This is a genomic window from Fodinibius salsisoli, assembly GCF_026229185.1.
GTDB lineage: Bacteria > Bacteroidota > Rhodothermia > Balneolales > Balneolaceae > Fodinibius > Fodinibius salsisoli.
Map to the genome: position 1 here is coordinate 256,909 of NZ_JAGGJA010000001.1, position 15,039 is coordinate 271,947.

At 40.4% G+C, this 15,039-nt stretch carries 13 protein-coding genes; 6 read left to right on the forward strand and 7 right to left on the reverse strand.

The features are described from left to right. Positions 1 to 352: 352 nt before the first annotated feature. From J6I44_RS00935 to J6I44_RS00960, 6 genes are all read right to left on the reverse strand, one after another. Complete coding sequence (locus tag J6I44_RS00935) at positions 353 to 1,411, reverse strand: protein-glutamate methylesterase/protein-glutamine glutaminase (protein WP_265764054.1); 1,059 nt, start codon at positions 1,409 to 1,411, stop codon at positions 353 to 355. A gap of 180 nt (positions 1,412 to 1,591) precedes the next feature. Continuing rightward, a complete protein-coding gene (locus tag J6I44_RS00940; protein WP_265764055.1) occupies positions 1,592 to 2,074 on the reverse strand; it encodes a chemotaxis protein CheD in 483 nt (160 codons plus the stop codon). An 11-nt stretch (positions 2,075 to 2,085) separates the two neighbouring features. Next, entirely contained in the window at positions 2,086 to 2,874 is a 789-nt protein-coding gene (locus J6I44_RS00945; protein ID WP_265764056.1) for a CheR family methyltransferase, read from the reverse strand. 98 nt (positions 2,875 to 2,972) lie between these two features. Beyond that, positions 2,973 to 5,414 (reverse strand): chemotaxis protein CheA, encoded by a 2,442-nt coding sequence (locus J6I44_RS00950; RefSeq protein ID WP_265764057.1) that lies wholly within the window; start codon positions 5,412 to 5,414, stop codon positions 2,973 to 2,975. 12 nt (positions 5,415 to 5,426) lie between these two features. Further along, positions 5,427 to 5,924 carry a chemotaxis protein CheX gene (locus J6I44_RS00955; protein WP_265764058.1) on the reverse strand — a complete coding sequence of 166 codons (498 nt, stop codon included), beginning with the start codon at positions 5,922 to 5,924 and terminating at the stop codon, positions 5,427 to 5,429. Between the two features lie 11 nt (positions 5,925 to 5,935). Next, positions 5,936 to 6,388 carry a response regulator gene (locus J6I44_RS00960; RefSeq protein WP_265764059.1) on the reverse strand — a complete coding sequence of 151 codons (453 nt, stop codon included), beginning with the start codon at positions 6,386 to 6,388 and terminating at the stop codon, positions 5,936 to 5,938. A 401-nt stretch (positions 6,389 to 6,789) separates the two neighbouring features. Between J6I44_RS00960 and J6I44_RS00965 the strand changes: the two genes are divergently transcribed. Then, a complete protein-coding gene (locus tag J6I44_RS00965) occupies positions 6,790 to 7,239 on the forward strand; it encodes a hypothetical protein (RefSeq protein ID WP_265764060.1) in 450 nt (149 codons plus the stop codon). Between the two features lie 78 nt (positions 7,240 to 7,317). On the opposite strand, the gene J6I44_RS00970 is transcribed toward J6I44_RS00965, so the two are convergent. Next, positions 7,318 to 7,710 carry a hypothetical protein gene (locus J6I44_RS00970; RefSeq protein WP_265764061.1) on the reverse strand — a complete coding sequence of 131 codons (393 nt, stop codon included), beginning with the start codon at positions 7,708 to 7,710 and terminating at the stop codon, positions 7,318 to 7,320. Positions 7,711 to 7,987: 277 nt separating this feature from the next. Between J6I44_RS00970 and J6I44_RS00975 the strand changes: the two genes are divergently transcribed. The 5 genes from J6I44_RS00975 to J6I44_RS00995 all read left to right on the forward strand — a co-directional run bounded on the left by J6I44_RS00975 (position 7,988) and on the right by J6I44_RS00995 (position 14,926). Beyond that, positions 7,988 to 9,994, forward strand: coding sequence for an ATP-binding response regulator (locus tag J6I44_RS00975; RefSeq protein WP_265764062.1), 2,007 nt, complete (start codon positions 7,988 to 7,990; stop codon positions 9,992 to 9,994). 197 nt (positions 9,995 to 10,191) lie between these two features. Next, positions 10,192 to 11,235, forward strand: coding sequence for a porin (locus tag J6I44_RS00980; RefSeq protein WP_265764063.1), 1,044 nt, complete (start codon positions 10,192 to 10,194; stop codon positions 11,233 to 11,235). Between the two features lie 217 nt (positions 11,236 to 11,452). Beyond that, complete coding sequence (locus J6I44_RS00985) at positions 11,453 to 12,463, forward strand: DUF5050 domain-containing protein (protein WP_265764064.1); 1,011 nt, start codon at positions 11,453 to 11,455, stop codon at positions 12,461 to 12,463. A 301-nt stretch (positions 12,464 to 12,764) separates the two neighbouring features. After that, entirely contained in the window at positions 12,765 to 13,973 is a 1,209-nt protein-coding gene (gene sucC / locus J6I44_RS00990) for an ADP-forming succinate--CoA ligase subunit beta (RefSeq protein ID WP_265764065.1), read from the forward strand. Between the two features lie 140 nt (positions 13,974 to 14,113). Continuing rightward, on the forward strand, positions 14,114 to 14,926 hold the full coding sequence (locus J6I44_RS00995) for a sulfotransferase (RefSeq protein WP_265764066.1): 813 nt from the start codon (positions 14,114 to 14,116) through the stop codon (positions 14,924 to 14,926). Positions 14,927 to 15,039 lie beyond the last annotated feature (113 nt).

Below are 15,039 nucleotides of genomic sequence, written 5' to 3' on the forward strand. Positions count from 1 at the left end.
ATCAATCAGATCTTATTTATCGTCTCACTGAAAAGTTTCTTAAATTATTTTTAATGTGAATGTCACTTCTATTTCTTAGATAAATCCTTCTATTTCCATCATTAACTTTTAACTCTCTTTTATTAATCTTCACCGATACATATAAAAATACCACTGAGCTATTTTCCTCCCTCCTTTTAACTTCTTACAACACCCGCACTTAATCCATGATAGGTATGTTGAGTCCCACTCAAACAGGCCACCTATGCTCTTCCAAAAATGCAAGCCCTTCCATGCTCCCGTGCCATTACCGGCCTCAAATATTGAGGCGCTGTCGTAGCCACAGATATTGTATGCGTGTTCTTTTTCTCAATTACACCATTTTTTCCTTTGTTCTGTTCATGATAGCTTTTGCAATCTTAGGTAGCGGCAATGATTCAATAACAGCCCCCATCTCATGGGCTTGTTTGGGCATACCATACACGACACAGGTATCTTCATTTTGTCCGATTGTATGCGCTCCTTTATCTCTCATCTTTTTGAGTCCTTTAGCACCGTCCGATCCCATTCCAGTTAAAATAACTCCCGTAGCATTTACGCCTGCTGCTTCTGCTACAGAATTAAACATGACGTCCACACTGGGGCGATGGTGATGAACGGGCGGCCCTTTCTTAATTCGGGAATAATATTTTGCCCCCTCTTTCTGAACCAACATATGATAATTGCCGGGGGCAATCAGGATTTGACCAGGCTGAATCCAATCTCCATTTTCGGCCTCTTTCACATTAACCTTACACACTGTATTCAATCGTTCAGCAAAGCTTTTTGTGAATACCGGCGGCATGTGCTGTACAATTACCATACCTGGTAATCGTGGTGGCAGTGCAGGCAGTATTTCTTCAAGAGCTTTTGTTCCTCCGGTCGATGCACCCACCGCAATAAGCTTTTTTGTCGTCTGTTTCAAGCGGGCTCCCCTGCTTCCATTTTGATTAATTTTAACTGACTTCTTTTTCTTTTGTAGCTTTCTTATCCCAGACTTTATATTGGCCTTCGAAGCCACACGTACCGCTTTTATAATTTTTTGGGATATCTCTTTAGTCGAATAAGCGGAGCCCGGTTTGCAGATAACATCCACAGCTCCTAACCGAAGTGCGGTTAATGCGTTTTCACTGTTTTTAGGCGTTAGTGAACTTACGACCACTACCGGCATAGGATGATACTTCATAACCTTAGACAAAAATGAAAGCCCATCCATCCGAGGCATTTCTAAATCCAGCGTTAACACATCCGGTTTAAGCTGGGCAATTTTTTTCCTTGCCACATAGGGATTAATCGCCGATCCCACAACCTCAATATCTTTCTGCTTACCCAGCTCCTTGGATAATAGCTTTCTCACTAACGCTGAATCGTCTATAACTAATACTTTTGTCATAATATCTCCTGTATTTGACCATATACTTCCACATCCTTTTCGATGACTGTTCCATAAATTTTTTGGCTGTATGATATGCTGGGTGTCCCCATTGTTAAATGTTCTTATAGGTTTAATTTCATCAAAATACAGTCGATTTAATATATTCTGGCAACTATCAGACTAATTTAATAATTACACTTATCTTTGTGATCCAAGCGGTTTTTTATTAATAGTGATGTAGCCATCAGCAACTCGCAGTGCCATAGTACGAGAAATATTCCCTCCCACATCACCGCTACTAATCATAAACTTATTTTTCCACAGTAATTTTCGGAGTACCGTAATATTCCGCTTTCCAATTTTGAAATAATCTTTCTTGCCCTTGGGCTTCATACTTGCGCCGCCGGCCACCGTAACTTTTAGATTTCTCTTTTTAGCGCCCAGTGCATATAACTCCTTAAGTAGTAACTCAAATCCGGTATCAACATACATGGCTGGTTTTTTTGCAGCCTTGTCAGGGTCGGCCTTGGATAAGGGTAACATTACATGCAACAGTCCCCCCACGTTTATAGTAGGATCATACGCGGCAATGCCAAGGCAGCTGCCCAATGCATACGTAATGATAGTCTCGTTAGTATTGGATGAGACCCTAAAATCACTAACCCCTACCACTGTTTTCATGCCAAGGCTCACTATTTTTTCCGGTACACAGCCGGACTTATATTTTCAAAATTTCGATCTGCACTTGCGATACTCTCTGAGTGTCCCAAAAATAGATAACCCCCTGGCTCTAAGATCTCCCAAAAGCGGGAAACGAGCTCCTTCTGGGTTTTACGATTAAAATAAATCATCACATTCCGACACATAATTACCTGAAATGGTCCATTTAACGGCCATTTCTTCTTTAAATTTAATCGTCCATAAGTAATCATCTTTCTCACTTTCTTTTTTATCTGGCACTGCCCGTTAGCACCACTGTTAAAATACTTTTTAACAATACTGGGCGAAATATTTTTAATCCTGTTGGCTGGATAAATTCCTCGTTTAGCTTTACGTATTACATCGCGTGAGATATCGGTTCCTAAAATTTTAACGGCCCGTGCATTTATATTTTGCTCTTGGAGCACTATTGAACAGCTAACCGGTTCTTCACCCGAAGAACAACCAGCTGACCACCACTTCACCTGTCGACCGTTAATCTTGGGCAGTACATTTTCAACGATAAAATCAAAATGCTGACTCTCTCTAAAAAAGCTGGTTTTATTAGTTGTCAATACATCAACTAATGCCAAAAATTCTTCGCCCGAAGTATCCCTTTCCAGAAATTCAATATAGTGGCTAAAACCTCTGAGCTCTAGCTTACGAATACGTTTCATCAACCGCGAACGAACCAAGGCCTGCTTACCCTCATGAAGGTTTATACCGCAATAATCATAAATCTTAGACTGTATCGTCTCGAAATCTGTCTGTTTTAACTTCATGCTTATAACCATTTATTCGGTAGATCCACATATCTACCAAGGGGCTTTCGTAATTCCTGCTGTGTAAATAGGCTAAAAGAAGTTGATATCATTGACATCTAATTCTTGATCAATGCCGCAGTATCCAAAATCAAGCCAACAGTCCCATCACCCAAGACCGCCCCTCCAGAAATGTGGTCCATCTCGGCAACCATATTGATAGATTTCCCTACCAATTGCTGCTGACCTACAACTTCATCGACCAGCAACGCATACTTTTTATTCGCATTTTTAATTGCCAACAATGTACCTTCTGTAAGATCTTCCTCCCCGTCATTAATATTAAAATGATTGTGCAATCGAATGACCGGCACGGTTTCTCCTCTGATGGAAACTTTTTCTGATTTACCCATCACCGTAAACAGGTCATCGTTCTGAGCCCGAAAGGCCCGATCAATATTTAATGTAGGTACAATAAATCGTTGTGCCCCAACCCGAACGAGCATGCCATCCGTAATAGCCAGTGTAAAGGGAAGCTCAATAATTATTTTTGTTCCTTTCCCTTCTTCCGACTCGATATCAACCTTGCCTTTCAGATCTTCAATTGATTTTCGAACTACATCCATACCTACGCCACGCCCTGATAAATCAGTCACTTCATCCGTAGAAGAAAAACCCGGCAAAAAAATGAGATGATGAATCTCGTTATCCGTCAAGTTTTCATCATGATCTACGAGCCCCTTCGAAACTGCTTTTTCCAAGACCTTTTCTTTATTGATTCCACGTCCATCATCCTCAATTTCGATAACTACCTTGCCTCCTTCTTGGGATGCGCGCAACCACACCTTCGCTTGCTCGGATTTTCCAGCATCAAGGCGTTCTTCTGGAGTCTCAATACCATGATCTATGGCATTTCGCACCATATGAACCAACGGCTCATTGATGATATCCACCATATTTCGATCGATCTCTGTATCTTCACCATAGGTTGAAAGGTTTACCTTTTTACCCGCCTTGCGCGAAAGGTCACGAACCAAACGATTCATTTTATGGAACGTTCCCTTCAGCGGTACCATCCGAAGAGCAAGACTTGTATCCTGTAGCTCTCGTAAAATTTTGCTGGTATGACTTATTTTCTTCTGAAGCTCGGAATGGTCGGGAATACTTTCATCTTGCGCTACCACCGAATGGGCAATTACCAATTCACCCACCATATCAATAAGCTGATCTAACCGACTGACGTTTACACGCACCGAAGATTCTGCTTGACTCTCATCAGAACCACTTTTGGCTTCGCCATTATTTTTTGCCTCTCCATTTTCAGCTAGTATTGGATCGGCCTCTGGATCCTCATACTGGATACCTCCAGCCTGTTCCAAAGCTTTTGCCGGAGCAATTTGCTCATCCGCCACGCGATGTAATACCCCCGTTAACCGATCAAAGTTTAATGGCTTGGGCAGATGGTCACCTCCATCAGCCACCTCAACAACATCCAGCATGCTATAAATAATATCAATAGCCTCCAGCGAAATATCGGCGGAAGCCACATCAAAATCGATATCTCCGTCGCGTACCATACTTAACACCGTTTCAAGGTGGTGCGTAAAGTCCGATACAGGGTCCAACCCCATAAAAGCAGAGGTCCCCTTAATGGTATGAAAGGCCCGAAAAACCTTATTGACCAACTCATCATCATTGGGGTTTTCTTCCAGATCCAGCAGGGCGCCCTCAGCCATTTCCAGCAGCTCGGAACATTCGGTAATGAATTCCCCGATCATAGCGGGGTCAATATCTTCCGGGATATAAAACTCCTCTGATGCTACCTGTTCAGATTGATTCTGGTTGGGTTCTGTATTCTCAGCTTCAACAATTTCCTGCCCTTCTACTTCTTGATGGTCTACAGAATTGCTTTGTTCAAATGCAATTGCTTTTTCCGTAATCGAAGAAATGGTTGACAGCCAGTCAGAGTGGCCCTCCATACCCTCTTCTGAAATTTTCTCCAGTTTATGTTTTGCCTCTTTAATGATTACAGCAACATCAGAACGCACATCACCAATAACAGCATTGATGACGTCATAAAGGCTTTTTATTTCTTCAGGCGTAACACTTTCTTCATCCAACTCCATAATATAGGAAGCAAGATCATTCAATGATTTCGAATCCTCAATCTCATCTTCTCTGGCAGTAATTTCAATCATCTCGTCGGCAGACTCCTTTTCACCAGCTAAGGCATCGTCAAGATCATCATAGGCCCTTTCAAATACCTCAACCCCTATATCACCTTCATTGAGCAAATATTCACGAATGGTGTTAATAGCCTGCATGGTAGCTGTCTTAACACTGATAAAATAATCGTCTTCTTCAAACAGATATTTCAACCCTTTCCAGGCTATATTTATCAGTCGCTGTAGCTGGCCGGGATCATCTTCAAAAGTAGAGATAAACTCTTCGAACCGGGCACCCGCAATCGCTACATTATCACGATCCGCCGGCCAGACCTCAGCCAGAGCTCGTATTATCTTCTCAAGATCCTCTATACGTTCTTTTTTTTGACTACTCATCCCACCAATTATTTAGTTAGATTCGCTTAAAACCATTGTTAAAAGAAATGACGTATTGTCGCTGGCAAATTTCATTTTTTTTGTTGGAGGTTTACTGGGCATAAAAAGAGTTAGATCACTCCCTCTGGTCGCCGTTGGTAACGATGACTGCCCCCGGAACCCTACCTTTTCAACATTTGCTGCCACATCACCGGCTAAAATATTTGATACCTCTCCAACCAAGTCTCCCATATCATCACTTTCAAAAGGAAGCTCAATGCCGATAAAAACTTTTGAGAGGAAGAGAGCGGTATCTTTTGGAATTGCCAACATCAGTGATATCGTATGCTCGGCATTAAATACGGTCACATTCCCGATAATCCCATTAAGCGGCCCATCAGCGTTCTCTTCTTTTACATATTCCAGCTTTTCGCTGAGAATGGATTCAAACGTATTTAAAACCGACTCTCTTACTTTCTCTTCGAGCTCTACAGGTATCCTATCTAATTGGTCTATCTGTGCTAATTTCATCCTCTAATTTATTATGAGTTCAGAATGCCTTTAAAAAAACTTTTTTCCTCTTCATCATCCCCGTCATCGCTGCCGGCAATAGCTCCATCATCATCAAAATAGCCGCTAATAGCCTTATGCATCTTATCGGCCGTAAATGGCTTCGTAATATACTCATTGGCACCACCTTCGTTCAGCGCCTTATCAACCTTACCCATCGACTTTTCAGCCGTTACCATAATAATGGGGATATGGTCATACCCTTCTTCCCGAATGGCCTGTGAAAATTCCACTCCGGTCATGTTGGGCATATTCCAATCCACAAACATGATTTCTATCTCTTCGTTGAATTTTTCAAATGCATCTTCACCATCTTTGGCTTCCACATACTCAAATTCAGCCAACATTAAATTATTTAATGCCCGTTTGACGGCACTTCTCATAATTTTCGAATCATCAACAACTAATGCTTTTATTTTAGCCATTATTAACTCCAGTCTGCTTTTAAATTTTTAGGACGGCAATACCATTAATAACTATAAGTTACCCTTTGCAATATTAGGTATAACTAAATACCAGATCCATTTAACTATAAACTATGTCTTTATGTTTATCGGTCTTTTGGGAAGCTACTTAAGTATTTTTTATTTCATGAGAAACTTAAAGACAGGCAAGTCAAATCCTTTTATTTTATTAACTATTTTCAGCAATTATCAGACGAACCGTTAGACCTATGTAATTTTGAGAGTTAGGTTTCTAGTTGTATCATAACCCATAACTGTTTTCGGTACTTAAGAGGTAAGCCATTAAAGTTTATACCTCTAAAACCGATAATTAGTAAAACGAAATCTTATTATAAGAGTACTATATCAAAGAAGGGTCGTTCATGTTACCACGTTCATCCCAAACAAGATATGCATCTGGAATTTTATCTCCAGAAAATGTGCATCCCCTACAAAACTATGTTTCAGATCTGCAAACTAACCACTTTTCGTTTCCTTCCCTGGGAAACGATGAACAAGAGAAGGAAGGGCAAGAAAGCTCACCATCCCAAAAAGAGAGCTTAAGGGCTGAAGAAAAATCTTCTGATATCACAAATATTATTTCCGGTGATGATTTTCAAGAAATGCTAAGCTGCTTTTTTGTGACCAGCCATAACAAGCTGAGACTTCTACAGTCTCAGTTGCAGAATGAAATTAACATCGACAACAACACTCTCTTTGATATAACGGACCTAAACAACCACAAAATTCAAGAAATGCGCCGACATTACTACCAGCTTCAAATGGTATTATTCCAATCCCCTAAAGGCCAACAACACGATACTCTTCTATAAATATGAAATGATAAAAAATTGAAACCAACTCAATTTGACATACTGTAAACTTAATTGAGGTGGCGACTTCTACCAAAATTAAGTTCTGTTATCTAAGATAATTTGGGTATAATTCTCCTCTTCTTCATCAAAAACATCATGCAACTCTTCTATAATTTCACCCAGCTCATCAACCCCCTCTTCAATTCTTGAACGATAATGTTCAATTTTGCTACTTTTAGCATCATTCTGTAGAAATATTTTCATCAGTTCCAAATAACCAGAAATAGCACTAATAGGAGACATGGCCTTGTGCATGTTTTGCCGAATCATCTTTTTTTGCAGATCATGGATCTCCCTGAGGCAATGATACCGTGTATCATTAATAACTGGTTTAGATACAGGGTATGAAAACTGGGTAATACTTTGCTCTGCCTTTTTTATTTGCCAGCCTTCTATCCCCTGACGGCCAGAACTTCCTTCCTTATACATAATACATATATTTAAACCAACGTTTTTTTGTAATACCCTTGAAAAAGCAAAGACAAAATATTAAAAAATTATAATATTAAAAATTTCTAATGTTAATGTTGATTGTTTTAAAGGCACTTGTTTTATTCATCAAAAGAAGATAGTGCTACAATCAGAATTGTATTTGACAGGTAGACTTTTCTCACATTTCAGGTTGTAGAAGTTAAATCACACTCTTCCTGTTATAGTTGCTTTGAGTCCATGCAAATTTTGTATAATTAGTTGCCAAAACCTTTTTATGGATGCACAACTAAAATTACTTTTCATAAACACTCCACAAAATTATTTATCCTCCATATTGAGGGTGTTTGGCGAAAGAGATATTGACATTGACTATATAAGTTTACAAGATGAGAAAAAGATACAAGATGCCCTCAAGGAAAGCGTATATTGGGATACAATCATTTTATCAGGTCAGGAAAGTCCTCCTCTATATAAGCTGTTAAATCGTATTTCTATAAAGCATGAATATACTCCACTTATATTTCTACCTGAAAATTATAATAGCAGTATAGCAGCAATAGCCATGCAAAATGGAGCTGATGATTGCATTTCTATAAATGGCCTCGAGCGATTAATTCCAATTATAGAAAGAGAATTAAAACACCATAACCTAAAGAACAAACATCTTGATCTTTTCAAATTTAAGCATATCCTGTCTAACCTGACAGACAAAAGCCAAGAAGAGGTTTTTTTGTTTGACGGGGAAACATTTAAATGCCTATATACAAGCCTTGCCCCCATAGGTAAGGGAGAAAAATATTCTGAAAAAAAAATATTAGCGCTAAAACCAGGTGATATATATTCAGAATATAGCACAGAATCTTTCAGGCTACTCATAACCCCCCTACTGGAAGGTCAACGGAAGGAACTTTCCATCTGTACATTTGTCACTACAAGATTAGGTACTGTATATCCGGCTGAAATCCATCTTAGAAAGGTAGTACAACATGAATCATCCTATATAATTGCTATCAATAAGGACATAAGCAGTTTGTGGTTTAAGGTACAAAAATTGCAGCGGCAACGAAGCTTAACAAAAAAACATACCCTGCAAAGCAAACGAAAAGATATCTTCCTTGCCAATGCAGCTCATGATATGCGAACAAGCATAAATTCTATCATACTCTCTGCTAAACTCCTTAACCAAAAAAATAATGACCAGTTAACGGATAGCTGTAAAAAGCTTACAAATGCTATACTTTATTCCGGTAAACATTTAATGAAATACATTGAAGAGTTTTTTAATTCAACAGACAAGCAAATAGCAAATCTAAAATTTAATACAACAACAGTCTCAATAGATACCTTGGGTAAAGAGTTGTACTATATTTTTGATCCAATTGCTACCAAACAGGGCCTCACCTTCACCTATCAAGTCCAACAACTTGACCAGTATACAATTCCCACAAACCCTACCTACCTGAAAATTATCTTAAAAAACTTACTATCTAATGCGTTTAAATATACCCCAAAAGGAGACGTTTCTTTAACCATATATTCCCCCTCAAACGAAGAGCTTCAAAATATTAATACCGGTTTGGATCAAGCTATTGCGTTCCAGGTTAAAGACACTGGGGTCGGGATTCCACAATCGAAATTAAATCATATATTTGAACGGTTTACACGCATAAAACAAAACCGCTCGTGCAATATCAGTGGCTCTGGATTAGGATTAGATATTTCCCAAAAGTTGACAAAAGTCCTTGGGGGAATACTTCATATTGATAGTGAACTAAATATTGGCAGTACTATCACCTTATATTTGCCGAGCGATAGCGAACCGAAAATCCACCAGTCGAACCGACAGGATTCTACGATTCTGTCTAAATCAACAAAAGACAACGCCGATGGCAAAACGATCCTTGTCATTGACGATAGTAAAATACACAACTTGGCAATCAAAGAATTTTTGGGCTATTCCTTTGCAAACTGCCTAACTACTTCTTCAATAGCTAATGCGTATAAAATACTCAGCCAGCAGTCAATAGACTGTATTATATTGGATTATATTCTCTTTGATACCACCAGTGAAAAGATTCTACAAAATTTAAAATCACACAAAAAATATGCTAACATTCCTATTATAATTTACACTGGAAAGAAGATAACCGATAAAAAAGAGGAAAAAATTTCAAGCAAAGTTGATGCCATTATCCAAAAAAGAACCGGGAGCCATAGCAAACTGCTTAGCACAATAAAAGCTTGCTTGCATTCCAAACCTCCGATAAACCTAACAACCTGACTTTGAGGGTTAATATTTTTCTGTAAGTTTGTTCTCAATACCAGGCTTTCTTGTCCCTTCTTTCAATACCCAACTCGTACATTTCTCCACATCTTTTTTAGAATTATCTATTTAAGGTCAGGTAGATCAATACGATAACCTTACTTATTACTAATAAAAAGAAGTAATATTTTAATAATTCTAAAAAAGCTACAACCATGAAATTAGCATACAGGGCTATAAAACACCTCTTTCCATTTGCACTCTTACTCATTGTAACCGCTACTTCTGTTTACGCACAAGACCAATCGAAATTCAACAAGCAGGCTGATAAACTTCAGCAGCACTTAAAAAACGATTTTTTCTCACTGAGTTTTTTGGTCCAAGGTCTTGCAGACTTCCGTCCAGAAAGAGTAGCCGGACATAATGGATTTAATATCAATTATGGACGATTCAAACTATCCGGAATATTCGATAACAAATTCGGATATAACCTGCAGGCTACAATGTTAAAAAGCCCTTCCGTCATTGATGCCAACATCTATTTTAAGCCTATTTCCAACTTATCTATAAAAACAGGGCTCTTTAAATCTCCCTTCACCCATGAATATTTAACCGGAGCAAGTTCGATTCTGTTTATAGACCGCTCCGTTGTTGTAAACCAGTTGGGAACTAAACGACAGTTAGGCATTCAAGTTGATACTTATACCTCTAACCAAAGATTCCGGTTTACTGGTGGGGTTTTTAACGGTAATAATTATGGAGGCAACAACAATGCTGACGGTCACTTCCAATATATAGGCCGTGCAGAAGCATATCTGGGACAGAACAGTACCTCAACTGCCAAAGTTGGTGTCAGTATTTCCCACGAACAAAAAGATACTCCGGCTACTTCTGGCAATTTACAGTCTACATTCCAGGGCAAACAAACCTTAATAGGCTCATATTTTAGCATTAACCAAAACAAGCTTCTACTTGATGGTGAAATTATTTACGGGTGGATGGAATCTCCCAACGACCAAGAGTATAATCCGTATGGATACTATTTTACGGCAGGATACGATGTAACGCCGGTCAGCCAACTTTTACTCCGATGGGACTCTTTCTCTGGAGAATCCTTAACAGGAGATATGGATTCCATTGTTGCTGGCTTCAATTATGTGCCTAATAAATTTACCAAGCTTAAGTTGAATTATATTCTACCCACCGATAGAGCAGCAGAATATTCTAACTTCTTAGCAGCAATACAGATCGGTTTCTAAAAAAATAAGAAAATTTTCAGGCCTCTTCTAACAAAAGGGGCCTGATCCTTTTCAGAACTTGCAGACAAGAAATATTTCATCCTTCCACTTCTCAAAATATAGTGGAATTGTCAAGAAATCTGATCCCCAATAGGTATTAAAAGAATTTCACTACACATTTATCCAACGGTGCATTAAATTACTTATGTTATTTGTATAAGAAAAAGGGGAGGGTACCGTGAAACGCATACTCATCATTATATTAGGCTTGTTTTTTTTAGAAGTCACAATAAGTTCAGCCCAAGTTGACAGCACCTCGCATATGCAGCCCTACTGGTCGCCGGAAGGGGATCAGATTGCCTTTGCCTCATCAATGAGCGGCAACTTTGAAATTTATGTAATCAACCTGAATACGAATGCTGTTCAGCAGATGAGCGAGCATCCCGCTAATGACTTCTACCCGGCCTGGTCGCCTAACGGCAAATATGTAGCTTTCTTCTCAGAACGAGAACGGGAACATCATTACAATATAAAATATGCCGGTAACGAAGAGCAGCAATTTCCGATCAGCTCTGCCCGTGATGGTGACCTACCCTCATGGTCGCCCGATAGTCGAAATCTGCTTTACCACTCAAGCGAAGATGGAGATATGGAGATCTATATGCGCAGCTATCGAAGCAAGGATATCCGGAAACTTACGTTCAATGACGCTACCGATGTATATCCCTTCTTTTCACCCAGTGGTAAGGATATCCTCTTTCTCTCTGACCGGGATGACAATATGGAGATCTATAAAATGGATCCTGATGGACGTAATCAAAAACGGCTGACCTTTTCCCCCCATTCCTATGAGGTCGATCCGATCTGGTCGCCCGATGGGCAAAAGATTGCCTTTGCCTCCGACCGGAATCAAAATTTTGATATTTTTGTCATGAATGCCGATGGTTCAGATCAGATCCAACTTACCACGGATCAACACTTCGACCTGGGTCCCCAGTGGTCGCCAGACGGCAAGAAGCTGGTTTTTGTTTCTAACCGATACGGAGACGCCGATATTTTTACCATACATAGCGATGGCAGTAACCTCAAACGTCTTACCGGTCATCCGGCAAAAGATTTTTATGCTTCATGGTCGCCCAGTGGTCAAAGAATCATCTTCTGTTCCAATCGAGATGGACAAAATAAAATCTACATCATGGATAGTGATGGTAGTAATATGAAGAGGATTAATATCAGGCATAATAGATAGCTTTGCTCATATTATTTACTGAAGTACTTCATCCTCATTGGATGAATGGAGAGCCTATAAATGTAACTGAAACCTGTATCTCTAAAACCCCTCGCCCAGCAACAATATCCAAGCGCTAATAATAGCATTAAAAGCCTCTGTGAGTAATTCTTGATCTGACTGAATTTCTTCCTATTCATTTATTATATTAACCGCTCGATATTTGGCATAATTCAAAATAAATGACTTCGATCAGCGTGTTTTTTACTGATCGTTCCAGGAATTCAACTTGCAGTAACTATTAACCTTACAGATTGTCGTTATGAAAATTCATGAGTATCAAGCCAAGGAGCTTCTAAAAGAACACGGTGTTGCCGTGCCAGCTGGCGTATCAGCTACAAACACCGAAAATGCTGTTAAAGCCGCAGAAGAAATGAAAGAAAACGGGGCTACATTATTTGTAGTTAAGGCACAGATTCATGCCGGTGGCCGTGGAAAAGGGAAAACCAAAAACAGTGGTGTAAGTGGTGTTATTCTTTGCGATACCATTGATGAAGTACGCGATGCAGCTGATTCCCTTTTGGGCGACACCCTGGTGACGGTACAAACAGGCGAAGAAGGCCAAAAAGTGCAGCGCATATACGTCACGGATGGCGTCGATATTGAACAGGAATTCTATCTTGGTATTCTGCTCGACCGCTCCAAGAGTAAAAATGTGATCATGGTTTCTACCGAGGGTGGCGTAGAAATTGAAAAAGTAGCTGAAGAGACCCCCGAAAAAATTGTCAAGGAATGGGTAGAGCCGGGCATGGAGCTGCAGCATAACCAAGCACGCCGTCTGGCTTTTGCACTTGGACTTGAAGGCGATGCTTTCAAAAAGGCGGTCAAGTTTATTATAGCCCTATACAACTTCTATCAGAAAACGGATTCTAACATGGTTGAAATCAATCCGTTGGTGCTCACTCCCGGCGGTGATGTTATGGCACTGGATGCTAAAGTCACCTTCGATGACAATGCCCTGTTCCGTCATAAAGATATTACAGATCTGCGCGACAAGTCGGAAGAAAACCCTGTTGAGCTGGAAGCTTCAAAATATGGCTTAAATTACATTAAACTGGATGGCAACGTCGGCTGCATGGTAAACGGTGCCGGTCTTGCCATGGCAACGATGGATATCATTAAGCTTTCCGGCGGCGACCCTGCCAACTTCCTGGATGTCGGCGGTAGTGCCAATGTGGAGACGGTCAAAAATGGCTTCCGTATTATTCTTGAAGACGAAAATGTAAAGGCCATCCTTATCAATATCTTTGGAGGTATCGTACGCTGCGACCGGGTAGCCAACGGTGTTATCGAAGCCGTTAAAGATCCCGAGATTGCGGAAAAAGTTCAGGATGTACCCATTATCGTCCGTCTGCAGGGAACTAATGCTGAAGAAGCAAAAGAGATCATTGACAATTCTGATCTTAATGTCATCTCTGCGGTTCTGTTGAAAGATGCTGCGGACGAAGTTTCCAAAGTGCTGGCGGCGTAGATCAATTCGATGCTTTTTGTCATCCCCAGGCATTCCCTTCGGGTGGATTCGGGATGACAGTCACAGCGTATCAGACTTGCTGAGTGAGATGCTTGGCAAGTCTTTTTTATTGGAACATTCTAGAGAAAGAGCTTTTTCTTATGAAGCGAATTCATATCGTAGGGGTGAGTCCCCGGACCGGCACCACCCTGATGGCCGAAGCCATGAAAACGTGCTACAAGATTGATTGCTACACTTCGCATGAAGACCGCTTATTTTCCCGGGCGTCCGGTCAACCGGATATCTTTTTAACCAAAAGCCCAAAGGACATTATGATTGTCGGGCCGAGCCTGAAAGTCGATCCCGACCTGTATGTCATCTGCATGCTCCGCGATCCGCGGGATATTATCTGCAGTAAGCACAAAAAAGATCCCGACCGGTATTGGGCCAGCCTGCGATATTGGAAGCTATATAGCAAGCAAGTTCTAAAATTAGAAGCCCATCCACGGTTTATCCTTGTCCGTTATGAAGACTTTGTCTCAGATCCGGATCACATCCAGCAAAAACTCTCAAGCAGTATTCCCTTTTTGGAGGAGATCACTACCTTCAGCAACTACCATAATGAGGCGGCGGTATCCAGCTCATCGACGAAGGCACTTAGTGGCGTACGCCCCATCAAACCCACAAGCGTGGGACGATGGCGTAATCATAAAGCGCGTATTGCCGGACAGATAGAGCTACACGGAAATATCTCCAACGATTTGATCCAATTCGGTTATGAACAGGATAACCAGTGGCTCGAAGAGCTACAGGGCGTAGAACCCGATCTCAGTCCCAGTCACTTTCCGGAATATATGACGACCTCAAAAAAAGCTTTTTCAAAGTTTGGCAAATATCTTGAGGCTGGCCGGCGTGCCATTGAACAACGGATAGGCCGGAGGATTCGGATTACGCATCCCAAGAAATGGGTTTGATTCATCCGGAGATATTTTACATACATACCTATTAAGATTCTAAGAAAGATGGTATCAGCACCTCTTTTTTATTTTTCTTTCATTTGTAATGAGCAACGGTTTATTTAATTCAT

Excerpts from the sequence above, each read along its gene's own strand:
- J6I44_RS00935 (WP_265764054.1), bottom strand. The coding sequence starts at position 1,411 with ATGACAAAAGTATTAGTTATAGACGATTCAGCGTTAGTGAGAAAGCTA.
- J6I44_RS00965 (WP_265764060.1), top strand. The coding sequence starts at position 6,790 with ATGTTACCACGTTCATCCCAAACAAGATATGCATCTGGAATTTTATCT.
- J6I44_RS00980 (WP_265764063.1), top strand. The coding sequence starts at position 10,192 with ATGAAATTAGCATACAGGGCTATAAAACACCTCTTTCCATTTGCACTC.
- sucC (WP_265764065.1), top strand. The coding sequence starts at position 12,765 with ATGAAAATTCATGAGTATCAAGCCAAGGAGCTTCTAAAAGAACACGGT.
- J6I44_RS00970 (WP_265764061.1), bottom strand. The coding sequence starts at position 7,710 with ATGTATAAGGAAGGAAGTTCTGGCCGTCAGGGGATAGAAGGCTGGCAA.
- J6I44_RS00960 (WP_265764059.1), bottom strand. The coding sequence starts at position 6,388 with ATGGCTAAAATAAAAGCATTAGTTGTTGATGATTCGAAAATTATGAGA.
- J6I44_RS00975 (WP_265764062.1), top strand. The coding sequence starts at position 7,988 with ATGGATGCACAACTAAAATTACTTTTCATAAACACTCCACAAAATTAT.
- J6I44_RS00955 (WP_265764058.1), bottom strand. The coding sequence starts at position 5,924 with ATGAAATTAGCACAGATAGACCAATTAGATAGGATACCTGTAGAGCTC.
- J6I44_RS00940 (WP_265764055.1), bottom strand. The coding sequence starts at position 2,074 with ATGAAAACAGTGGTAGGGGTTAGTGATTTTAGGGTCTCATCCAATACT.
- J6I44_RS00945 (WP_265764056.1), bottom strand. The coding sequence starts at position 2,874 with ATGAAGTTAAAACAGACAGATTTCGAGACGATACAGTCTAAGATTTAT.
- J6I44_RS00995 (WP_265764066.1), top strand. The coding sequence starts at position 14,114 with ATGAAGCGAATTCATATCGTAGGGGTGAGTCCCCGGACCGGCACCACC.
- J6I44_RS00950 (WP_265764057.1), bottom strand. The coding sequence starts at position 5,414 with ATGAGTAGTCAAAAAAAAGAACGTATAGAGGATCTTGAGAAGATAATA.